This window comes from Micromonospora sp. NPDC093277 (assembly GCF_044765245.1).
Taxonomy (GTDB): Bacteria; Actinomycetota; Actinomycetes; order Mycobacteriales; family Micromonosporaceae; genus Micromonospora.
Window position 1 is genome coordinate 468,536 of the sequence record NZ_JBIWJO010000001.1, and the last position, 20,861, is coordinate 489,396.

Sequence of the window (20,861 nt, forward strand, 5' to 3'; positions counted from 1 at the left end):
GCGCTCGCTCATGCCGGCACCCCCAGGGAACGCTGGTCGGCCACGATCCGGCCGTCCCGCATCTGCACCCGCCGGGGCAGCTCGGCCGCGATCTCCAGGTCGTGGGTGATCACCACGATGGTGGTCCCGGCCTCGTGCAGCTCGCGCAGCAACGCCAGCACCCCGGCACCGGACGCGGAGTCCAGGTTGCCGGTCGGCTCGTCGGCGAGCAGCAGCGCGGGCGCACCCACGACCGCGCGGGCGATCGCCACCCGCTGCCGCTCGCCGCCGGACAGCTCGTGCGGCCGGTGGTCGAGCCGGTGTCCCAACCCGACCCGGACCAGCGCGGCCTCCGCGCGCCGCCGCCGCTCCCGCAGGGGTACGCCCGAGTAGAGCAGCCCGTCGGCCACGTTGTCCCGCACCGGCACGTTCGCGGCCAGGTGGAACTGCTGGAAGACGAAGCCGATCCGGGACGACCGGAGCGCGGAGAGCTGCCGGTCAGCGAGGTCCGCCACGTCGTACCCGTCGATGCGTACCCGGCCCGAGGAGGGTCGGTCCAGGGTGCCGATCAGGTGCAGCATGGTCGACTTGCCCGACCCGGAGGGGCCGACGATGGCGACCAGCTCGCCGTATCCGATGGTCAGCGAGACTCCGTCGACCGCTCGTACGCCGCCGGGGTAGACCTTGCTCACCTCGGCCAGCTCGACAACCGCGTCACCGGTCACGTCGGCATCCCCACCGTCGCCCCCTCGGCGAGGTCGGCACCGGAGACCTCCACCCGGCCGGACGCGAACAGCCCGGTCTCGACGGCGACGATCCGGGTGGAGGAGCCCTCGACCAGTTGCACGCCGTACCCGCCCTCGGCGAGCGCCAGCAGCGCGGCGACCGGCACGGTGAGCACGTCCTTGCGCTCGGCGGCGGTGAACGCCACCTTGGCCGAGGCCTGCTCGAAGCCGGTCAACGCCTTCGGGTCGGCCACCGTCACGGTGACCTCGATCTTGGTCTCCGGATCGCTGGAACCGCCCGCCCCGCCGCTGCCGGCCTCGATCACCGTCTCGGTGCCGGTGATCGTGCCGGGGACGTCCTTGCCGTTGGGCAGCGAGACGCTCACCTTGGCGCCCCGCTTCGCCAGCCGCTCGTCGTCCACGGCGAGGGAGACCGTCACCACCCGGGCGGTGCCCGTGTAGGTGAGCACCGCCTGGCCGGGCTGCGCCGGGTCGCCGAGGTCCGCCTTGTGGCTGTCCACCCGGACCGCCCCGTCGGCGTAGACCACCCGGCCCAGCTCGACCCGCCCGGTCTCGGGCAGGCCCAGGTCCTCCTGCCAGTGCCGCACCGCGTCCGCGGTGGCCGACGTGTAGTCGTCGTCGACGGTGAACCCGGTGTAGCCCAGCGCCTTCAGGTTCGTCTCGAACTGCCGCACGTCGGCGCCGGACATGCCGGGCCCCAGTGTCCGGTACGCCGGCAGCGAACCGTACAGCAGCACCACCTTGGCGTTGTCGACCGCGAACAGCGGCTTGCCCCGGGTCACCTGGCCGCCGGTGGCGGCCAGCGAGGTGAGGGTGCCGCCCGTGCGCGGCGTCGCGCTGTGCGTGGCGCCGTAGCCGAGTTCCCCGTCGAAGCTCTCCGAGTCGACCAGGGTCTGCCGGTTGACCTGGGCGGTCGCCGGCGGCAGCCCACCGCTGGCCGCCGTACCCCCGTTGCGTCCGTCGGCCCCGACCGCGACCGCGGCCCCCGCGGCGGCGGCGACCACCACCGCGGAGGCGACCACCAGCGAGGTACGGCCGCGACGGCGGCGACGCTTCCGCCCGCCGTCCGACGGTGCCGTGCCGGCCGGCGCGGTTGCGGCGGACGCCGCCTCGGCCGGCGCGGTGGTGCCGGCGCTCACGCTGTCCGTCTCGGTTCGCGACTGCGGGGCCCGCAGATCCCGCTCACTTGTCGTGCTCACTGAGTCCTCTTCATGATCATCGGCGCACCGTCCTGCCGGCACTTCTCCAGCGCGGCCTGCACCGACGGGCTCTGCGGGTCGAAGCCGGCGTCGCCCTTGAGTTCGATGGCGCCGTCCGGGCCCGGGTCCGGGAAGTTCGGCACCCCGTTCTCCCGCATGCACTTGGCGAGCTGGCGCACCTTCTCCACCTGCTCCGGGTCGAGCTTGACCTGCTTGCCCCCGTTGGGCATCAGGTCGCGGCACTTCTCCATGGCCGCCTGCGCCTTGTCCCGGTCCTGCCCGGCCGGGATCTTGACGCGGAATCCGCCGCCCCCGCCGGGCTCCGGGTCCGGGAAGTCGGGCATCCCGTTCTCCCGCATGCACTTGGCGAACTCGCGCTGCCGGTCCTCGTCGCTGACCTGCATCACGCTGGCACTGGGCGAGGCAGTGGCACCGCCGCCGCCGGCCGTGGCCACCTGATCGCCGTCCTGGTCCGTACGCGCGCAGCCGGTGATCGAGAGCCCGAGCAGCAGGGGCAGGACGAGCAGTGATCTTGACGCCCGTAGGCGCATGACACGACTCCTTCCGCAGGGCCGGCGCGGATCGCCGGCCGATAGGGACGAGTTGACCGCAGCGGCGGTATCCGGGGCGTAACCGCCGGCGTTAACGGCGGCGTTACCCGAGGCCGGGGCACCATGGGACGGTGCGAGTGCTTGTGGTCGAGGACGAGACGCTGCTGGCCGACTCCATCGCCGAGTGGCTGCGCCGGGAGTCGTTCGCGGTGGATGTCGCGTACGACGGTGACGCCGCGCTGGAACGGCTCGGAGTCACCGACTACGACGTCGTGGTGCTCGACCGGGACCTGCCGGTGGTGCACGGCGACGACGTCTGCCGGGCGGTGGTGGACGGCGGCGGCGAGACGCGGGTGCTGATGCTGACCGCCGCCGCCGCGGTACGCGACCGGGTGGCCGGCCTGGCCCTCGGCGCCGACGACTACCTGGTCAAACCGTTCGCGCTGGTCGAACTGTCGGCCCGGGTGCACGCGCTGGGCCGGCGCGCCCGGCCGGCGGTCCCGCCGAAACTGAGCCGGGCCGGCATCGTGGTCGACCCGGCCCGGCGGGAGGTCTACCGCGACGGCCGGTACGTCGCGCTGTCCCGCAAGGAGTTCGCGGTGCTGGCGGAGCTGGTACGCGCCGGCGGGGCGGTGGTCTCCGCCGAGGAGCTGCTCGAGCGGGCCTGGGACGAGCACATCGACCCGTTCACCAACGTGGTACGGGTGACCGTGATGAAGCTGCGCCGCAAACTCGGCGACCCGCAGGTGGTCGAGACGGTGCCGGGAGTGGGGTATCAGATCCGGTGAAGCGACTGACCATCCGCGCGCGCCTGACCCTGGTCCACGGCGGTCTCCTGCTGCTCGCCGGCACCATCCTGCTCGGCGTCACGTACGTGCTGGTCGACCAGCGGCTGCGGCAGCCGTTGAACGGTGTCTTCGCCCAGGGCAAGGTCGTCCAGACGTCCCCGTTGGGCAGGACGCCCAACCCGGCCGGCGCGGCCGAGCAGGTGCGAGTCCTGCTCCAGGCGGCCCAGGACGAGGCCAAACGGACCGCCCTGGAGTCGCTGCTCACCCAGGGTGGCCTCGCGTTGCTGCTGATCTCGGCGGTCGCGCTCGGCTTCGGCTGGTTGATCGCCGGGCGGGCGCTGCAACCGCTGCACCAGATCACCGGCACCGCCCGGCGGATCGCCGCCGTCGGCGCGGCCGGGCGGGGCCTGCACGAGCGGATCGCGTTGCACGGTCCCCGGGACGAGGTGAAGGAGCTGGCCGACACGTTCGACCTGATGCTGGAGCGGCTCGACCGGTCCTTCGACGGCCAGCGGCGGTTCGTGGCGAACGCGTCGCACGAGCTGCGTACCCCACTGGCGCTCAACCGGTCGCTGCTGGAGGTGGCGATGTCCCGGCCGGGCGCCCCGGCCGAGCTGCGGCAGCTCGGCGAGACCCTGCTGGCGATCAACGAACGCCACGAGCGGCTCATCGACGGGCTGCTCACTCTCGCCGACTCGGAGCAGCAGGTGGTCGAGCGTACGCCGGTGGACCTCGCGGAGATCGCCGGCCACGTCCTCGACCAGACGGCCGCCGGTGCGGCGGAGCTGACCGTACGCCGGCAACTCGCGCCCGCGCCCACGGCCGGCGACCCCGTGCTGCTGGAGCGGCTGACGCAGAACCTGATGGAGAACGCGGTCCGGCACAACCTGCCGGCCGGCGGCGAGATCGAGGTGAGCACCGGAATCGTCGAGGGCCGGGCCACCCTGGTGGTCGCCAACACCGGACCCGTGGTGCCCAGCTACGACATCGAGACGATCTTCCAACCGTTCCGGCGGCTACGCCACGAGCGGGTGGCCGCCCCCCGGCCGAGCGGCGATCGCGACCGGGCCGGTGCGGGGCGCGGTTTCGGGCTCGGCCTGTCGATCGTGCGGGCGGTGGCCCAGGCGCACGGCGGCGCCGTGCACGCCTACCCCCGAAACGGCGGCGGACTCGTCGTGACCGTGGTCCTGCCGCCCCTGAACGCGAGCGTTCCGGCGCAACTGTCGCTGCCACAGGAACACCGATTCACGCCACCGTCGATCACCGACAGCACTGCCAACCTCCCGTCACACAGCGCATTCAACTGATCACTTCTGGTCGATAGCGTCGAGGCACTGCCGTCGACGAAAGGCCGGCGATGAACCACAACCAACACCCGCTCCCGCGCCGGCGACTCCTCGCCGGCGCGGCGGCGGCCTCGGCGGTCACCGTGACCGGCCTGGCCGCCACCTCGACCGCCGCCGCGGCGAGCCCCACCCACGCCGCAACCCCGCTGCTCACCCGGGACCGGATCGGCTCGGCCCTGCTCCACGCGCCGGGCGGCGGCCCGGCACCGGCCCGTCTCCAGGCCGACTTCCACGACCGGCTCGTCGCCTGGCTCGCCTTTTGGTCGGCGAACTCACCCGCCGCCTGGAGCACGCCCGTCCAGATCGAGGGCCGGGCGGACCGGTTCGGCGCGGCGCTCACCCTGCACGCCATCCGCTACCGGAGCGACGACGACCTGCACGACGGGTTCGCCGCCGCCCGCCCGGACGGCAGCCACTGGGCGACCCTGGCGAGCCTGCACCACCACTTCCCGGTGGTGACCCCGCTGGCCGGCGGCGCGATCCAGGTCGGCGACCGTCACCGAAACCGGCACCCATCGGTTCTGGCTCGACGCGCCCGACGCAGTCCTGTGGGAGGCGGACACCGGCTTACACCAGTGAAGGGCCCTGCGCAGAATCCGGATGGCGCTCACTTACCCGGGGCCTGGTAGGTCAACCTCATCCCGGTCGCCTCGTCGACCTCCTCCGGTGTCAGCAGCGGGGTGACACGCGTCTGGACCCCGCCCGCCGCCCGCACGGCGACGGTCAGCGCGGCTGCCGTCTTGTGGTCCGGCAGGTCGCACACCACGTAGGTGTCGTACTTCCCGAACGAGAAGTGCACGGACTCGGTCTGGCCGCCGATGGCCGCGACGGTGCTTCGGATCACCTCGGCGCGCTTGGAACCACCATCGTTGACCAGCCCTCTGACCCCGTCGGTGGTGAAGGTCGACTCCAACAGGAATTTCGGCATCTCAGCGGGTTCCCTGGCGTTGGACCCGCTCGCCGCGCTCGACCCTGGCCCGGCCGTGGTCACGCTCGGTGCCCGAGGTCCCGGTCGCGGCCCGCAGGTGTCGCCGGTCCGGGGCACGTTCGACCTCGGAGCCCTGCCGGCCCCGAGCCCCGCTGCCGGGATTCCGCCCTGCGCGCGCCGATTCGCCGCCGGGGTCGTGCTTGTTCGCCTTGTGACTACCCATGCGGAGCGCGTACCCGTCACGCGCGCGCCTAGTCGTCACGCTTCTTGTCGGACCGTTCCGCTACCGTTCGGAGCCTCATGGAGCCGCAGTTCGGCGAGGCGATCATCGGGCGGGAGCACCCCGCCGGGCTGCTGCGCGCCGAGGTCGACCGGGTGGCCGCGAGCCATGGGGGCCTCGTCCTGGTCGCCGGGGAGCCCGGCATCGGCAAGACCACGCTGGTGACCGCGGCGGCGGAGGAGGCCCGGCGGCGGGGTGCCCTCGTACTCGGCGCCGCCTGCTGGGATTCCGACAGCGCGCCCGGCTACTGGCCGTGGGTGCAGGTGCTGCGCGGCCTGCGCCGCTCTTCCGACGACTGGGCCCTGGCCGGGGAGGCCGCCGGGCCCGGGCTCGCGGTGCTGCTCGGCGAGACCGCCGGCGGCGACGTCGCGACCGATGGCGGGGACGACGGGGACCGGGAGGAGTTCGCCCTTCACGACGCGGTGACCACCGCCCTGGTCGCGGCCTCCCAACGCCGGCCGGTTGTGGTCGTCCTCGACGACCTGCACTGGGCCGACCCCGCCTCGATGCGGCTGCTGCAGTTCGCCACCCAGCACACCTGGTTCGAACGACTGCTGCTGATCGGCACCTACCGCGACGCGGAGGTCGAGTCCGGCGACCACCGGCTGCGCCCGCTGCTGATGCCGCTGACCGCGAAGGCCACCACCATCACCCTCACCGGGCTGTCCCGCGACGAGGTGGCCGCGCTGATGACCCGCACGGCGGGGAGCGAGCCCGACGCCGGTCTCATCGACGAGGTGCACCGGCGCACCGGCGGCAACCCGTTCTTCGTCGAGGAGACCGCCCGGCTGTGGCGCGCCGACGGCCAGGTCAGCACCATCGCCCCCGGCGTACGGGAGGCCGTGCGGCGGCGGCTGGCCCAACTGCCCGGCCCGGTGGTCGAGGCGCTCACCGTCGCCGCCGTGCTCGGTCGCCACTTCCACCGCCAGGTCCTGGCCGCCTGCGTACCCACCCCGGCGGCGCAGGCCGACCGGCTCCTCGACCGTGCGGTGACCGCCCGGCTCGTCCTCTCCCGGGGCGGCGGCCGGTTCGCCTTCGCCCACGACCTGGTCCGGGAAACCATCTACGACGGGCTGCCCGACGACGAGCGCCGCGCCCGGCACACCACTGTCGTCCGGGCCGTCGACCACGCGGCGGCACTCGCCGACCGGCTGATCCCCGCCGACCTGGCCCGCCACGCCTGGCTCGCCGGTGCCGACCTCGACCCGTCCCGGGCCGCCGACCTGCTGGTGGCCGCCGCCCGGGACGCGGGCGGCCGGCTGGCCGTGGAGGAATCGGCCCTGCACTTCCGCCGCGCGCTGGAGGTGGCCGAGGAGCCGGCCCAACGGGTCAGGATCATGGTCGAGCTCGCCCAGTTGCTGCTCCACGTCATCGGTGACGAGGCCCAGCGGCTGCTCGCCGACGCCGCGGCGCTCGCCCTCACCCTCGACGATCCGGTGGTGCTGGCCCGGGTCGCGCTCAGTGTCCACCGGCACCGGGCCTTCACCGGTCAGCTCAGCGACGCGGAGGAGCTGCTGCGCGAGGCGTACCGGCGGCTCATCGGCGAACCCGAGGGCAGCCCGCCGCTCAGCACCGTCGTCGCCGACCTCATCACCGCCACCGAGACGCTCGCCCGCCGCGGCCGCGACGACGAGGCTCTCACCTTCAGCCTGTGGGCCCGCCACGACACCACCTGGGGGCTCGGCACCGCCGCCGACCGGGCCGCGCTCACCGCCGAGATCCGCGACGTGGCCCGCCGCACCGGCGACCGGGAGACCGAGCTGTGGTCGACCTCGCTGCGCTGGGTCGCGCTGCTGGAACTCGGAGACCCCCGCTACCACCAGGAGCTCACCGCGTTCGTCACGGCCGGCCGGGACGGCGACGTGGCCCGACACCGGATGGCCGCGGCCATCGACGGCGGCATCATCGCCGGATTCCGGGGCGACTTCGCCGAGGCCGACCGGTCCTTCGCCGAGCTGGCCGACTTCGGCGAGTGGGAGCACTCCGACCACGCGTTCATCCGCCACCATCTGCGCTGGGCGCGGCTGCTGCTGCAGGGACGGTTCGACGAGATCGACACACTGCTCGACGGGCTGGACCCGACGAACTGGTCCCACCTGGAGCTGATCCGGGCGATCACCGCCGCCGAGCGGGGCGACGGCGACACGGCCGCGCGGCTGACCGCCGGCATCGAGGCCGCCGGCACGACCTACGCCCGGGCGATGTCCCCGCTGTGGCTGCGCCTGCGCGCGCAGGCCGCCGCCGCGGCCCGCGACCCGGGCCTGTGCGCGCCGGTGCGAGAGGCGCTGGCACCACACCGCGGCCAGTGGATGGCCGCACTGTTCGGCTGCGACATCGGTGGCGCGGTCGATCACTGGCTGGCCGTCGTCGACGCGGCCGAGGAGCGTTGGGACGACGCGATCGCCGGGTTCGAGGCGGCCCGCCGCGCCGCCGACCGGATGGGCGCCCGGCCGTGGTCGCTGATCAGCCGCGCGGCGCTGGTGGACGCCCTGGCTGGGCGCGGCCGTCCGGGCGACAGGGAGGCTGCCGCCGAGCTGAGCGCCGCCACGGTGGCCGAGGCGCGGGCGCTCGGCATGACGCAGGTGCTGCACCGGCTGGGCGTACCGGCCGCGCACGACACCACCGACCCGGCCGGCGCCGGGGACGGCTCGTCGGCGGCCACGCCCCGGCCGGGTCACCCGGTCGCCACTGCTGTTGCCATGCCGGGGGCGCCCGGCGCGGCTCCGGTCGCCGACCACGAGTTCCGTCGCGACGGCGCCGTGTGGCGGCTCGCGTACGCCGGCACCGTGGTGCACCTGCCCGACGCCAAGGGCCTGCACGACCTGCGCCTGCTGCTGAGCCGCCCGGGCGTCGACGTGCCCGCGGTCGAGCTGCTCGACCCCGCCGCCGGGCCGGAACTGGTCGCCGCCCGGCGCCTCGGCGGCGACCCGGTCCTCGACGACGAGGCCAAGGCCCGCTACCGGCGCCACCTGCAACGGCTCGACGACGAGATCGACCGGGCCGCCGGACGCGGCGACGAGACGAAGGTGGCGGCCCTCGACGCCGAGCGTGCCGCGCTGCTGGACGAGCTACGCGCCGCAGCCGGGCTGGCCGGCCGCAGCCGCCGGCTCGGCGACGAGGCCGAACGGGCCCGCAAAGCGGTCACCGCCCGGATCCGCGACACCCTGCGCCGTCTCGACGACCGGCACCCGGCGCTCGCCGACCACCTGCGCGTCACCGTCTCCACCGGCAGCTCCTGCCGCTACCTGCCGCCCGAGCCGCCACCCTGGCGCTTGTAGGTGGTGGCACGCAGGCTGCCAGGGCCCGGCATGATCGACCTGTCCGAGTACGCAGGTGGTCGACGGGGGCGGTCAGCGGCGTCCCAGGACCTCGGCGATCCGGCTGAACCCGTCCGTGCCGTGGCCCAGCCCGATCGTGCGGCGGGCCAAGCCCTCCGCCGCGCGCATCACGCCAGCGTCGATACCGTGCGCCTCGGAGGCGTGGACGATATGGGCCATCGACGACGCGGCCGAGGTAATTGGGTTGATCTCACCGGAGTAGGTCCCGTCCGCCACGTCCTCGGCGAACTGTTCGAAGAGCGGCGGGATGATCGCGCCGATGCCCTTGGCGAACGGCGCCAGCTCACGTGCGGTGACACCCTCGGCCCGGGCCACTGCCAGGGCGTGCACGTAGCCCGCCATCGCGGTCCAGAAGATGTCGAGCAGCGCGATGTCGTACGTGGCCGCCCGGCCGATCTCCTCCCCGAGGTGGGTGTGGCTGCCGCCCAGCCCGTCCAGCATCGGCCGGTGCTGTTGGTAGAGCTCCTTCGGGCCGCTATGGATGAAGACCCCGGCCGGCGTCCCGATGGTCGGGGCCGGGGTCATGACCGCGCCGTCCAGGTAGCCGATGCCGTGGGCGGCCGCCCAGTCGGCGGTGTCCCGGGCCCGGCCCGGCGTGTCGGCGGTCAGGTTCACCACCGCGCGTCCCTTGAGCCCGTCGGTGACCGCCTCCTTGCGGAGGATGGCGTCGCTGGCGTCGTAGTTCACCACGCAGATCACGGCCAACCCGCTCGCGGCGACAGCCTCCTCTGCCGATTCGGCGCCGACCGCACCCCGCTCGACCAGTTCGCGGTCTCGGCCGGGTGTCCGGTTCCAGATCGTGGTCCGCGCGCCAGCGTCCAGGAAGGCGCCGGCCAGCGCCTGTCCCATCGGGCCCAGTCCGAGCACGGTGACAGACTTTTCGGTGTCCGAGGACATGGTTCAACTCCTCATGGGCGAATACCAGCATCTAGTGACGAATGGGGCAGAGATGACGCGCAGGCGTGCCCAGGACCCGAACGTGTGTGGAGTGACCGCCGCGATCGCCGTGATCGACGGCAAGTGGAAGACGGTTCTCCTCTGGCTGCTCGAATCCGGCCCGCGCCGCCCTGGAGAACTGCGCCGGAGCCTGCCCGGCCTCACCGAGAAGGTGCTGACTCAGGCCCTCCGGGAGATGGAGGCCGACGGGCTGGTGCACCGGGAGGTGCACGACGTGCTGCCGCTGAGGACCGAATACACCCTGACCGCGTTCGGCCGTGAGCTCTCCGAGGCGTTGGCGCCCCTCTCCGACTGGGGCCACCGCCGCCTGGCGATGCTCACCAACACCCGACCGGCGTCCTGAACCATCGCCACCTCCGCCTCATCCCTGTCACCGGCGGTCCCCCGACCGCTCATGACCAGCTTGGTCTCGCCGTCGACCGCCGCCAAGTACCCACAAAAAGGTGGCTACCGTGGCAGCTCCCCAGAGGACGGACGACGGGCGCCCCGGTCCAGGGCGCCCGTCATCAGCCGGGAGGTCAGCGGCGGTTGTAGCGGTACATCGTCAGCGTGCCGAAGACCACCACGAACCCGGCGCTCCACAGCAGCAGCCACATCGTGTTCGTCGCGTCGGGCGAGCCGGCCATCGCCGCGCGTACCGAGGCCACCAGGTGGGTGACCGGGTTGACCTTGACGAACGCCTGCAGCCAGCCCGGCATGGTGCTCGGGTTGACGAACACGTTGCTCAGGAAGGTCAACGGGAACAGCACCATCATGCTGACCCCCATCACCGACTTCTCGCTGCGCAGCACCAGGCCGAAGAACGTCCAGACCCAGGAGAACGCGAACGAGAAGACCACCAGCAGGCCGATGCCGGCCAGCACCCCGAGCGGCCCACCGTCGGGCCGGAACCCGAGCGCCAGCCCGACGCCGAGGATGACCACCGCGGCGAGGATGTAACGCAGCACGTCACCGAAGATCATCCCGACCAGCGCGGCCGGCCGCCAGACCGGCAGCGTCCGGATCCGGTCGAAGACGCCCTTCTCGATGTCGTTGTTGAGGCCGACACCGGTGTACATGGTGATCATCACGACGCTGGTCACCATGATGCCGGGCAGGAAGAACTGCAGGTAGTCCCGCGGGCTGCCGGCGAGCGCACCGCCGAACAGGTAGGTGAACATCAGCACCATGATGATCGGGAACGCGGTCACGTCGAACAGCTGCTCCGGCACGTGCTTGATCTTCAACAGCGCCCGCCAGCCGAACGTGAGCGACGCCGACAGCGCGCCCGGCCTCGGTGGCCGGGCACCCGGCGCGAGGACCGTCGCCAACGCCTCGGCCGACGGTACGTAGACGGACGGTGCCCGCTCGCTGGTGGTCGCGGTGTCGCTCATCGGGCTGCCTCCAGCTTGTCGTCCCGCTCGTCGGCCGCGACGGCGGGGTGGTCGGTGAGAGCCAGGAACACCTCGTCCAGGCTTGGCTGGCCGAGGGAGAAGTCGTCGACGACGATGCCGGCGCGGGCCAGTTCCCCGAGCGCCCGAGCCGCCTGCTCGTTGGCCTCCAGGTCGGTGCCCTCCTCGCCGACCCGGGCCGTCATCGCGACCGGATCCGCTTCCAGCTGCACCGGCACGCCCAGCGCCGCCTGGAGCAGCTTCTCGGCCTCCGGCCGCTGGCCCGCGTCGCGCAGCCGCACGTGGACGGTGCCGGAGCCGACGGACGACTTCAGTTCGCCCGGGGTGCCCTCGGCGATCACCTTGCCGTGGTCGATCACCGCGATGCGGCCGGCGAGATGGTCGGCCTCGTCCAGGTACTGCGTGGTCAGCAGCACCGTGGTGCCATGCGCCACCACCGCCCGGATGATCTCCCACACCTGGTTGCGGCTGCGCGGGTCCAGCCCGGTGGTCGGCTCGTCCAGGAAGAGCAGGTCCGGGGTGTTGAGGATGCTCGCCGCGATGTCGATCCGCCGCCGCATCCCGCCCGAGTACTTCTTCACCTGGCGCCCCGCCGCCTCGGTCAGGCCGAACGCGGCGAGCAGGCTCTCCGCCCTCGTCCGGGACGCCGGCTTGGGCAGCCCGAGCAGGCGTCCCAGCAGGACCAGGTTCTCCATCCCGGTCAGGTCCTCGTCCAGCGAGGCGTACTGGCCGGTCAGGCTGACCCGGGCGCGTACCGCGTCCGCCTCGCTCACGACGTCGTGGCCGAAGACCCGCGCCCGCCCACCGTCGGGCCGCAGCAGCGTGGCCAGCACCCGCACCGCCGTGGTCTTGCCGGCGCCGTTCGGGCCGAGCAACCCGTAGACGGTGCCGGCCGGGACCTGGAGGTCCAGGCCGCCGAGCGCGCGGGTCGCGCCGAACGACCGGACCAGACCGTCGGCCTCGACGGCCAGGCCGGTGTTCCGTTTACCCATGATCACTACCTTCCTCATCGATCTTCAGGAGACGTACGGGCGCGCGGCCCGGCCCTCGCGCAGCGCCAGACCCCACCAGCAGAGCTCGTCGAGGAGCACTCGAGCGTCCTGGCGCAGTTGGTCCTCGCCCTGCGGCGTCGGCTCACCGCAGAGCAGATCGACGCCGACGAAGTCGCGAACCGTCACGGCGTGCAGGGCGGTGAAGACCGTCCGGAGCTGGTCGACCGCGTGCAGGCCGACCGAACGGCAGCCGTACGACACGAAGCCGACCGGCTTGGCCTGCCACTCGTCGTACGCGTAGTCGATCGCCTGTTTCAACGAGGCCGGGAAGCTGTGGTTGTACTCGGGGGTGACCACGACAAAGGCCTCCGCCCGGCTCACCTGCTCGGCGAACGACCGCATGCTCGCCGTGGGCTCGGCGGGGTAGCTGGCGGGGAAGTCGTACGCGGCCAGGTCGACCACCGCCACCGCCAGGTCGTCGCGCTGCCGCGCCTGGTCGGCGAACCAGCGGCCGATCCGGTCGCCCAACCGCCCCTCGCGGGTGCTGCCGATGATCACGGCGAGCTGTAGCGGTGCCATGTTCCCTCCCCCGGCTGCGTCAGGCCTCACCCATCAGGCGCGAGACAACAGCGGGCAGCCGCTAGATGAGATCTGGCGGAGCCGCGGAAGGAGGACCGGAGTGTCGGTGGTGGCTGCTTGAATCACCGCCGGAGTGAGGGAGAAGCATGACCGAGGTGCGCGTCGCGCGATGGAGCAGCGACGATCTGGAGCTGCTGCGGCAGCTCAACAGCCACGACGTGCGCGAGCACACCGGCGGGCCGGAGACCGACGAGGAGGTGGCCGCCCGCCACGAGCGGTACCTGGCCGGCCCGGGGCCGCGCAGCGGGCACATGTACACCGTGGTGCTCCCCGGCGGGGAGAAGGTGGGCAGCGTCGGCTTCTGGGAACGGGATTGGCGCGGCGAGCAGGTGTACGAGATGGGCTGGGCGATCCTGCCCGCGTACCAGGGGCGGGGGCTGGCCACCGCGGCGGTGCGTGTGGTGATCGCGGAGGCCGCGACGCGCGGCGACCGGTGCGCCGCGCACGCCTACCCGTCGGTCGACAACCCGGCGTCCAACGCCGTCTGCCGCAAGGCGGGCTTCACGCTGCTCGGTGAGACCGAGTTCGAATATCCGCCGGGGCACCGGATGCGCTCCAACGACTGGCGGGTCGACCTGACTGGGTGACGGTCCCGGCGCGACGACCCCGGAGGCCGCCGCGCCGGGACCGGCGGGTCAGCGGGCCGCGTCGAGCCGGACGCGCTGCTCCGACGTCAGCGCCAGGTCCACCGCCGCCAGGCTCTCGTCGAGTTGCGCCACCGACGACGCGCCGACCAGGGCGATCGCCGGGATGTCCCCGCCCATCAGCCAGGCCAGCACCACCTGGTTGACCGTCGCGCCGGTCTCCGCCGCCACCGCCCGCAGCGCCGCCAGCCGGGCCGGGGTGCTCGGCAGGTCGTACTCGACGCCCAGCCGCTCCGGCCGGGAGTACCCGCCCTTCAGCAGCGGCGAGTACGCGACCAGCGCGAGCTGCGGCTCGGCCCGCAGGTAGCTGGCCAGGTCCGGGCCGACCCAGCCGACGTCGCCGTCCGGGTCAAGCTCGATCGGCAGGTCGACCCGGCTGGGCAGATAGCTGCGGTGATACTGCAGCACCTCGTACCCGGGCAGGCCGGCCGCGGCGGCGATGGTCCGGGCCCGCTCCACCCGCCAGGCGCGGTGGTTGCTCGCGCCCAGCAGCCCGACCGAGCCCTCGCCGACCAGCTCCGCGAACCCCTCCACGGTCTCCTGCAGCGGCACGGTCCGGTCCTCGATGTGCGCGTAGAGCAGGTCCAGCCGGTCCACGCCGAGCCGGTCCCGGCTGCGCTCGGCCGACTCGCGGATCACCTTCGCCGACAGTCCCTCCGGATTGTCCACATAGCTGGTACCCGGGGCGAGGGGCCGCGCGCCAAGCTTGGTGGCGATGACCACCTCGGCGCCGACGCCGCGGCTGCGCCGCCAGCGGCCGAGCAGTTCCTCGCTCTCCCCGCCCTGGCCCCCGTTCTGCCAGAACGCGTAGTTGTCCGAGGTGTCGATGAAGGTGCCGCCCGCCTCGACGTACCGGTCGAGGATGGCGTACGAGGTGGCCTCGTCGGTGGCGGTGCCGAAGAGCATCGCGCCGAGGCTGAGCACGCTGACCTCGCGACGGGTCGCCGGGTCGGTGCCGATGGTGCGGTATCTCATGGTTCCTCCCCGTGGAATGAGAGCCGGACACCGACCACCTTCGACCTTCGAGCGCGCTCGAAGTCAAGCCCTCACCACGGAAGCGTCCCGTAGCCGCCGCCGGCGTCCATCTGGTAGCCCCACAGCAGCCCGCTCGGCCCGTCCGCCGACAGTGTCGCCAGGTGCACGCTGACCTCCGCGCCCTCCTCCGCCGTCCGGAAACCGGAGTGGTTGTTGAAGTCGGTCGCGCAGTAGCCGGGATTGGCCGCGTTCACCTTGATCGGAGTGTCCCGCAGCTCCTTGGCGTACATAGCGGTGACCATGTTCAGCGCCGCCTTCGACGACGGGTACGGCACCGACGTCAGCTCGAACAGGGCACCCTGCGGGTCGGTCATCACCGCGATCGAGCCGACCTCGCTGGAGACGTTCACGATCCGGGCGGCCGGGGCCTTGTGCAGCAGCGGCAGGAAGGCGTTGGTCACCGCGACCACGCCGAACACGTTCGTCTCGAACACCTCGCGCAGCGTGCCGAGGGTGGTCTCGCTGGGCAGCGCCGATCCATCCGCCCGGACGATGCCAGCATTGTTGACCAGCACGTCCAGGTGACCGTGTTCCCGCTCGACCAGCTCGGCGGCGGCCGCGACCGACGCGCCGTCGGTGACGTCCAGCGGCACGAACCGGGCGTCCGTGCCCTCGGCGCGCAGCGCGCGTTCCGCCTCGCGGCCCCGCGCGGCGTCCCGCGCGCCGAGCAACACCGTCCACCCGTGCGCGCCGAGCTGCCGGGCGGTGGCCAGCCCGATTCCCCTGTTGGCCCCGGTGATCAGGGCGATCGTCGTCATGGCAACGAGCCTGCTGCCGGCACCGGACGACCGGGAGAGGCGCGCCGAGGCTGGTACCGGCGGTACCACCCTGGACCGGCGGGGTTGCGGCAGGCTGGACGGCATGACCACGCTGCGCCGCGACGAACTGGCCGGCTTCCTGCGTACCCGCCGCGCCCGGTTGCGCCCCGCCGAGGTCGGCCTTCCCGAGGGGGTACGCCGCCGCACGCCGGGCCTGCGCCGGCAGGAGGTCGCCCAACTCGCGGGCATGTCCATCGACTACTACATCCGGCTGGAACAGGGGCGGGGCCCACACCCGTCCCGTCAGGTGCTCGCCGCACTGGCCCGGGCACTGCTGCTCAGCCGCGACGAGCGGGCGTACCTGTTCCGGATCGCCGGGGAGAGCCCGCCGGAGCCGGTCGGACCGAGCCGACAGGTGCCGCCGGGGCTGCGACACCTGCTGGACGTGATGACGGAGACGCCGGCCTACCTGGTCGACGCCGCGTACGAGGTGCTGGCGTGGAACCGGCTGGCCACCTGGTTCGTCGGCGAACTGTCGGCGGTGCCCGCGGAGGAACGCAACATGGTCCGCCGGATGTTCGGGCGGCAGGTCCCGCACTCGTACTGGGACGATCCGGAGACGCTGCGCTTCGCCCGTACCACGATGGCCGACCTGCGCGCCGCGTACGGCCGCTACCCCGCCGACCCGGCGATATCCGCGCTGGTGACCGAGCTGCTCGGGACCTCGCCACGGTTCGTCGAGCTGTGGGCCGAACACGAGGTGGGGGAGCGTCGCCCCACCGTCAAGCGGGTCGAGCACCCCGAGCTGGGCCCGCTGGAGTTCGAGTGCCGGGTGCTGCACGTGCCCGAGACCGACCAGCGGCTGATCGTCTACGTCCCTGAGCCGGGCTCGCCGACCCAGGCGGCCTTCCGCCGGATCGGCGAGCGCATCTCGCGTTAGGTCAGCTCGGGACGTAGTCGAAGGTGTCCGGGTTCGGACCCTGCCGGCCGTCCTCGCCCCGGTCCAGGCTGCGGATCCGGTCCATCGTGGCGTCGTCGAGCTCGAAGTCGAAGATCTGGAAGTTCTCCTCGACCCGCTTCGGGGTGGTCGACTTCGGGAAGACGATGTCGCCGCGCTGCACGTGCCAGCGCAGCACGACCTGGGCCGGGGTGCGGCCGACCTCGTCGGCGATGTCGACGATCGTCGGGTCGTCGAGCACCCTGCCCTGCGCGATCGGCGACCACGCCTGGGTGAGGATGTTGTGCGTCGCGCCGTACGCGCGCACCTCGTCGTTGCCGAAGTAGGGGTGCGCCTCCACCTGGTTCACCGCCGGTGTCAGCTCCGCCTCGGCGGCGAGCCGCTGCAGGTGCGGCACCTGGAAGTTCGACACGCCGATCGACTTCGCCCGGCCGTCGCGCTGGAACTCCTCCAGCACCTTCCAGGTGGAGACGAAGTCGCCGTCGTACCGGGTCGGCAGCGGCCAGTGGATCAGGAACAGGTCGAGGTAGTCGAACTTCAGCGCCTGCAACGTCGACTCGAACGCCCGGCGGGCGTCGTCGGGGCGGTGGAAGCCGTTGTTCAGCTTGCTGGTGACGAAGACCTCGCCGCGGTCCAGTCCGGCGGCCCGGATCGCCTGCCCCACCTCGGCCTCGTTGCCGTACATCTCGGCGGTGTCGATGTGCCGGTAGCCGACCTCGAGGGCGGTGCCGACCGCCCGGGCGGTGTCCTTCGGCTCGATCTGGAACACGCCGAAGCCGAGCTGCGGGATCCGGTTGCCGTCATTGAAGGCGATCATGGGAACGGAGTTCACGCCTCGATCATGACACCTGAAGTTCACCCAAGGTTGGCTATCTGGTTGGTTCACCCCTGCTACCAAGACCTCGATCCGGATGGGTCCTCGACAGGACAGGAACGAGGTACAGGTGCGGGCCAGAAGACTCCCGACGCTGATCGCGGCAGTTGCGGTGCTGCTCACCGGCTGCACGACGAACGAGCCGACGAAAGATCGGAGCGGCGCGCCGACCAGCGGCACCCTGCGGATGGTCGCCGGCAGCGAACAGCAGAGCGTCGTCGAAACGATCGTCAAGCCCTGGTGCGACAGCCACCACTACCGCTGCGACGTCACCTTCAAGGGCTCGGTGGACCAGGCCCGGCTGCTCACCGCCGGCAGCACCGACTACGACGCGTACTGGTTCGCCTCCAGCGTCTTCCTCCAGCTGGGCGACCGGGCCAGCACGCTGCGCGACGTCCAACCGATGTTCCTCACCCCGGTGGTCTTCGCCGCCTGGCGTTCCGAGATGGACAAGCTCGGCTTCGCCGGCCGCTCCGACGTCCCGATCGCCGACATTCTGCGCGCCGTCGAGTCGGGCCGGACCAAGGTGTGGATCACCAACCCCACCCAGTCCAACTCCGGCGCCACCGTGCTCTTCGGCTTCCTCAACTACTTCGCCGGCAACGGCCCCGGCACGCCACTGACCCAGCAACAGCTCGACTCGCCCGCCGTCGAGCAGGGCGTCAGCCGCTTCGTCAAGGCGATGGACCAGACCCCACCCTCCACCGGCACCCTGATGACCGACTGCCTGGCCCACCCCGACCAGTGCCGGGCCATGTTCACCTACGAGGACCTGGTCATCGAGCGCAACGCCGAGCTGGTCAAGGCCGGCAAGGAACCGCTGCTGGTGGCCTACCCCCGGGGATCCCTGGCGGTCAGCGACGCCCCGCTGGGCTTCCTGCCGCAGGCCGGCAACGACAACGCTCACCAGATCTTCAGCGAGCTGCAGAACCACCTGCTCAAGGACGCGGACGCGCAGGCCGCGCTGCTCAAGCTGGGCCGCCGGCCGGCCACCGGCGTCGGGCTCACCCTCGACAAGCCCGACCCGAACGTCTTCAACCCGGCCTGGGGCATCCAGGGCACCATCAACGAGCAGGCCATCCAGTTCCCGGCCGCGACGGTCATCCAGGCGGCGCTGGACCGCTACCAGACCCGCTACCGCCGGCCGGTCGCCGTCCACTACTGCCTCGACGGCAGCGGCTCGATGGCCGACAACGACGGCTGGAAGGGCGTCCAGGCCGCCGCCGGGCAGGTCTTCGACCCCGACCAGGCGGCCCTGAACTTCCTGCAGACCCACCCCGAGGACAACACCACGGTCAGCGTCTTCAACGGCGACATCACCGGCGGCAGCCCCTGGACGGTCCAGGGCAACGACCCGGCCGCGCTGCGCGACCTGGCCCGCAAGGTCACCGGCTACCGCCCCGACGGCGGCACCGACATGTACGCCTGCCTGATCCGCGCGGCCGACGAGCTCGCCCGCCCCCAGCACGGCGACCGCAAGCGGCTGGTCGTGCTGATGACCGACGGACAGTCCGACACCCGGCGGCACGACCCCGCCGTCGCCGCGCTGCGATCGGCTGGCGTACCGGTGGTCGCGATCGCCTTCGGCCGGGACGCCGACCCGACCCAGCTCAAGGAGGTGGCCGAGGCCACCAACGGCACCTTCGTCCGGCAGGACGACCTGGTGGCGGCCCTGCGGCAGGCGGCGGGCTACAAGTGAGGCACCGCCTGGCCGCACCAATCGCGCTGGCCGCCGCCGTCGGCACCTTCGCGCTGGTCTTCGCGTTCACCGGCAGCCTGCTCTGGTCGCCGCTGCTCGCCGCCGCCGTCGCGCTCGGGCTCTACCTGATGCTCGACGACCGCACCGCCGTCCGGGCCCAGCAGGACAGCTACGCCGACGAGGCCCGTGACCGGGTCGACGAGGCGCTGCGGGTGCTGCGCGGCATCGAGCGGCTCGCTCGGGACGTGCGCCAGCCGGAGGCCCGCCGCGCCCTGGAGGACGCCTGCCGGTACGTCCCGGAGCTGTTCGACCGGGTCCGCGACCACTCACCGGACAGCCTCTACTCCACGGCGTCCCGGATGGGCGGGCACCTGCGCAGCCTCGACGGCGTCGTCCGGCAGTACCTGGACATCCAGCGTCAGCCGGTGCTCTACCGCGACCCGGAGCGCCTGCGCCACGACGGTGAGGAGGCGTTCCGGCGCTTCGCCGACTTCGCGCTGGAGAGCGTCCGGCTGATCAACCAGGGCGACATCGCGCAGTACACCGCGAACCTGGACACCGTCGCCCCACCGAGCCTGCCCGAACTGGGCCGATGAAGGAGTCACGTTGAGACTGCCCAGCACCCGGTTCCTGATCGGGCTGGTCATGGTGATCGTCGTCTGCGTCGCGGCGGCGGTGCTGTGGCGCCGCTACTCGGACACCCCGGAGACCGCCGCCGCCCCCACCACCGTCACCTGTGTGGGCGGCTCGGAGAAGTCCGAGCTGATGGCCGACGACGAGGTCAAGCGGATCCTGCGCGAGAGCTACCGGCTGGAGGTCGCCTTCCAGCCCCTCGGCTCCTACGACCAGGTGCAGCTGAGCACCGACGACATCAAGGCGCGCAAGCTGGACTGCCTCTGGCCGTCCAGCGCCAGCGCCCAGAGCGTCTTCGAGGCCCAGCACGCCGGGGCCTTCCCCGACTACCGGGCAGAGAACCTGCTCCAGTCGCCCGAGGTCATCTACGCCGGCCCGCGCGGCACCGACGCGCTCGTACGCAAGGGCATCGTGCAGCGCCGCGGCGACCGGTACTTCGTCGTCGACATGAAGCGGCTGCTGCTCAACCACGTCATCAAGCGCGACACCTGGGAGGCGTTCGGCGCCGCCGAGCTGCGCGGCCCGATCACCGTGGCCAGCACCGACCCCGCCAAGTCCAACAGCGGATTCACCCTGGCCCAGCTCGAACTCAACATCATCGCCACCGCCGACGGGTTCTCCGCCCCGAGCCTCGCCCAGGCCCGCCAGGCGCTGCCCACCATGCGCGCCCTGCACGACGCGCAGGGCCTGCAGTCGCGCAGCTCCGACTCAGGGTTCCGGGAATGGCTCACCCAGGGCGGCGAGTTCAAGGCCCCGCTGTACGCCGGATACGAGAACCAGATCATCCAGCAGGTGGTGCAGAGCGGCGACAACAGCGCCAACCTGCTGAAGAACGTCCGGGTGCTCTATCCCGACCCGACCATCCACAGCGACCACCCGGTGCTCGCCCTCGACCCGGCCGCCGGCCGGCTCATCGACGCGCTGAAGGACCCGAAGATCCAGACCATCGCCTGGCAGCGGTACGGCTTCCGATCGGCCGTGCAGGTCGGCGCGAACGACATCGGCGACTTCCCGGACATTCCGCTCGCTGACCAGGTGCGGGCCGCACCCGCGCCCGCCGCCGACGTGACGCTCGCGCTGCTCAGCTGCATGAAGGACGCCACCACCTGCAAGTGAAAGGGACCAA

Annotated in this window: 21 protein-coding genes; 10 read left to right on the forward strand and 11 right to left on the reverse strand. The window is 72.4% G+C overall.

Annotated features, from left to right (window positions below; genetic code table 11):
* Positions 1 to 8: 8 nt before the first annotated feature.
* Genes ACIRG9_RS02095 through ACIRG9_RS02105 form a run of 3 tightly spaced genes read right to left on the reverse strand, consistent with a single transcriptional unit; the run spans position 9 to position 2,475 of the window.
* On the reverse strand, positions 9 to 704 hold the full coding sequence (locus ACIRG9_RS02095; protein WP_402848809.1) for an ABC transporter ATP-binding protein: 696 nt from the start codon (positions 702 to 704) through the stop codon (positions 9 to 11).
* Entirely contained in the window at positions 701 to 1,924 is a 1,224-nt protein-coding gene (locus tag ACIRG9_RS02100) for a peptidoglycan-binding protein (protein ID WP_402848812.1), read from the reverse strand. Before ACIRG9_RS02100 ends, ACIRG9_RS02095 begins: the two co-directional genes overlap by 4 nt.
* Positions 1,921 to 2,475, reverse strand: coding sequence for a hypothetical protein (locus ACIRG9_RS02105; RefSeq protein ID WP_402848815.1), 555 nt, complete (start codon positions 2,473 to 2,475; stop codon positions 1,921 to 1,923). The genes ACIRG9_RS02100 and ACIRG9_RS02105 overlap by 4 nt, the downstream gene beginning before the upstream one ends.
* A 131-nt stretch (positions 2,476 to 2,606) precedes the next feature.
* Between ACIRG9_RS02105 and ACIRG9_RS02110 the strand changes: the two genes are divergently transcribed.
* From ACIRG9_RS02110 to ACIRG9_RS02120, 3 genes are read left to right on the forward strand one after another with little or no spacing between them, the layout of a single operon-like run.
* Positions 2,607 to 3,263, forward strand: coding sequence for a response regulator transcription factor (locus tag ACIRG9_RS02110; protein WP_402848817.1), 657 nt, complete (start codon positions 2,607 to 2,609; stop codon positions 3,261 to 3,263).
* On the forward strand, positions 3,260 to 4,570 hold the full coding sequence (locus ACIRG9_RS02115) for a sensor histidine kinase (RefSeq protein WP_402848820.1): 1,311 nt from the start codon (positions 3,260 to 3,262) through the stop codon (positions 4,568 to 4,570). The genes ACIRG9_RS02110 and ACIRG9_RS02115 overlap by 4 nt, the downstream gene beginning before the upstream one ends.
* A 50-nt stretch (positions 4,571 to 4,620) precedes the next feature.
* The gene (locus ACIRG9_RS02120; RefSeq protein WP_402848822.1) at positions 4,621 to 5,238 is read left to right on the forward strand and encodes a hypothetical protein; all 618 of its coding nucleotides are present in this window, start codon (positions 4,621 to 4,623) and stop codon (positions 5,236 to 5,238) included.
* On the opposite strand, the gene ACIRG9_RS02125 is transcribed toward ACIRG9_RS02120, so the two are convergent.
* Positions 5,217 to 5,537: a GYD domain-containing protein gene (locus ACIRG9_RS02125; protein WP_402848825.1), complete on the reverse strand. Its 321-nt coding sequence runs from the start codon at positions 5,535 to 5,537 to the stop codon at positions 5,217 to 5,219. The two genes, ACIRG9_RS02120 and ACIRG9_RS02125, sit on opposite strands and share 22 nt — an antisense overlap.
* Positions 5,538 to 5,837: 300 nt before the next feature.
* Between ACIRG9_RS02125 and ACIRG9_RS02130 the strand changes: the two genes are divergently transcribed.
* Positions 5,838 to 9,095 (forward strand): ATP-binding protein, encoded by a 3,258-nt coding sequence (locus tag ACIRG9_RS02130; protein WP_402848827.1) that lies wholly within the window; start codon positions 5,838 to 5,840, stop codon positions 9,093 to 9,095.
* 72 nt (positions 9,096 to 9,167) lie between these two features.
* On the opposite strand, the gene ACIRG9_RS02135 is transcribed toward ACIRG9_RS02130, so the two are convergent.
* Positions 9,168 to 10,052, reverse strand: a complete 885-nt coding sequence (locus ACIRG9_RS02135; protein WP_402848830.1) for an NAD(P)-dependent oxidoreductase — start codon at positions 10,050 to 10,052, stop codon at positions 9,168 to 9,170.
* A 52-nt stretch (positions 10,053 to 10,104) separates the two neighbouring features.
* On the opposite strand from ACIRG9_RS02135, the gene ACIRG9_RS02140 reads away from it, so the two are divergent.
* A complete protein-coding gene (locus ACIRG9_RS02140) occupies positions 10,105 to 10,455 on the forward strand; it encodes a winged helix-turn-helix transcriptional regulator (protein WP_402848832.1) in 351 nt (116 codons plus the stop codon).
* Between the two features lie 175 nt (positions 10,456 to 10,630).
* On the opposite strand, the gene ACIRG9_RS02145 is transcribed toward ACIRG9_RS02140, so the two are convergent.
* From ACIRG9_RS02145 to ACIRG9_RS02155, 3 genes are read right to left on the reverse strand one after another with little or no spacing between them, the layout of a single operon-like run.
* The gene (locus tag ACIRG9_RS02145) at positions 10,631 to 11,485 is read right to left on the reverse strand and encodes an ABC transporter permease (protein WP_402848835.1); all 855 of its coding nucleotides are present in this window, start codon (positions 11,483 to 11,485) and stop codon (positions 10,631 to 10,633) included.
* Complete coding sequence (locus ACIRG9_RS02150) at positions 11,482 to 12,495, reverse strand: ATP-binding cassette domain-containing protein (RefSeq protein ID WP_402848838.1); 1,014 nt, start codon at positions 12,493 to 12,495, stop codon at positions 11,482 to 11,484. Before ACIRG9_RS02150 ends, ACIRG9_RS02145 begins: the two co-directional genes overlap by 4 nt.
* Positions 12,496 to 12,519: 24 nt before the next feature.
* The gene (locus tag ACIRG9_RS02155; RefSeq protein ID WP_402848840.1) at positions 12,520 to 13,074 is read right to left on the reverse strand and encodes an NADPH-dependent FMN reductase; all 555 of its coding nucleotides are present in this window, start codon (positions 13,072 to 13,074) and stop codon (positions 12,520 to 12,522) included.
* A gap of 146 nt (positions 13,075 to 13,220) precedes the next feature.
* Here ACIRG9_RS02155 and ACIRG9_RS02160 point away from each other — a divergent pair, with 146 nt between their 5' ends.
* Positions 13,221 to 13,721 carry a GNAT family N-acetyltransferase gene (locus ACIRG9_RS02160; RefSeq protein WP_402848842.1) on the forward strand — a complete coding sequence of 167 codons (501 nt, stop codon included), beginning with the start codon at positions 13,221 to 13,223 and terminating at the stop codon, positions 13,719 to 13,721.
* A 48-nt stretch (positions 13,722 to 13,769) separates the two neighbouring features.
* On the opposite strand, the gene ACIRG9_RS02165 is transcribed toward ACIRG9_RS02160, so the two are convergent.
* Positions 13,770 to 14,753 carry an aldo/keto reductase gene (locus tag ACIRG9_RS02165; RefSeq protein ID WP_402848845.1) on the reverse strand — a complete coding sequence of 328 codons (984 nt, stop codon included), beginning with the start codon at positions 14,751 to 14,753 and terminating at the stop codon, positions 13,770 to 13,772.
* Positions 14,754 to 14,824: 71 nt separating this feature from the next.
* Positions 14,825 to 15,571 carry an SDR family oxidoreductase gene (locus tag ACIRG9_RS02170; RefSeq protein ID WP_402848848.1) on the reverse strand — a complete coding sequence of 249 codons (747 nt, stop codon included), beginning with the start codon at positions 15,569 to 15,571 and terminating at the stop codon, positions 14,825 to 14,827.
* 103 nt (positions 15,572 to 15,674) lie between these two features.
* Between ACIRG9_RS02170 and ACIRG9_RS02175 the strand changes: the two genes are divergently transcribed.
* Positions 15,675 to 16,511, forward strand: coding sequence for a helix-turn-helix transcriptional regulator (locus ACIRG9_RS02175; protein WP_402848851.1), 837 nt, complete (start codon positions 15,675 to 15,677; stop codon positions 16,509 to 16,511).
* A gap of 1 nt (position 16,512) precedes the next feature.
* Here ACIRG9_RS02175 and ACIRG9_RS02180 read toward each other — a convergent pair whose 3' ends face one another.
* Positions 16,513 to 17,346 (reverse strand): aldo/keto reductase, encoded by an 834-nt coding sequence (locus ACIRG9_RS02180; RefSeq protein ID WP_402850209.1) that lies wholly within the window; start codon positions 17,344 to 17,346, stop codon positions 16,513 to 16,515.
* A 127-nt stretch (positions 17,347 to 17,473) separates the two neighbouring features.
* Between ACIRG9_RS02180 and ACIRG9_RS02185 the strand changes: the two genes are divergently transcribed.
* From ACIRG9_RS02185 to ACIRG9_RS02195, 3 genes are read left to right on the forward strand one after another with little or no spacing between them, the layout of a single operon-like run.
* The gene (locus tag ACIRG9_RS02185) at positions 17,474 to 19,102 is read left to right on the forward strand and encodes a VWA domain-containing protein (RefSeq protein WP_402848853.1); all 1,629 of its coding nucleotides are present in this window, start codon (positions 17,474 to 17,476) and stop codon (positions 19,100 to 19,102) included.
* Positions 19,099 to 19,698, forward strand: a complete 600-nt coding sequence (locus ACIRG9_RS02190; RefSeq protein WP_402848856.1) for a 5-bromo-4-chloroindolyl phosphate hydrolysis family protein — start codon at positions 19,099 to 19,101, stop codon at positions 19,696 to 19,698. The genes ACIRG9_RS02185 and ACIRG9_RS02190 overlap by 4 nt, the downstream gene beginning before the upstream one ends.
* 10 nt (positions 19,699 to 19,708) lie before the next feature.
* On the forward strand, positions 19,709 to 20,851 hold the full coding sequence (locus ACIRG9_RS02195) for a hypothetical protein (protein WP_402848859.1): 1,143 nt from the start codon (positions 19,709 to 19,711) through the stop codon (positions 20,849 to 20,851).
* Positions 20,852 to 20,861 lie beyond the last annotated feature (10 nt).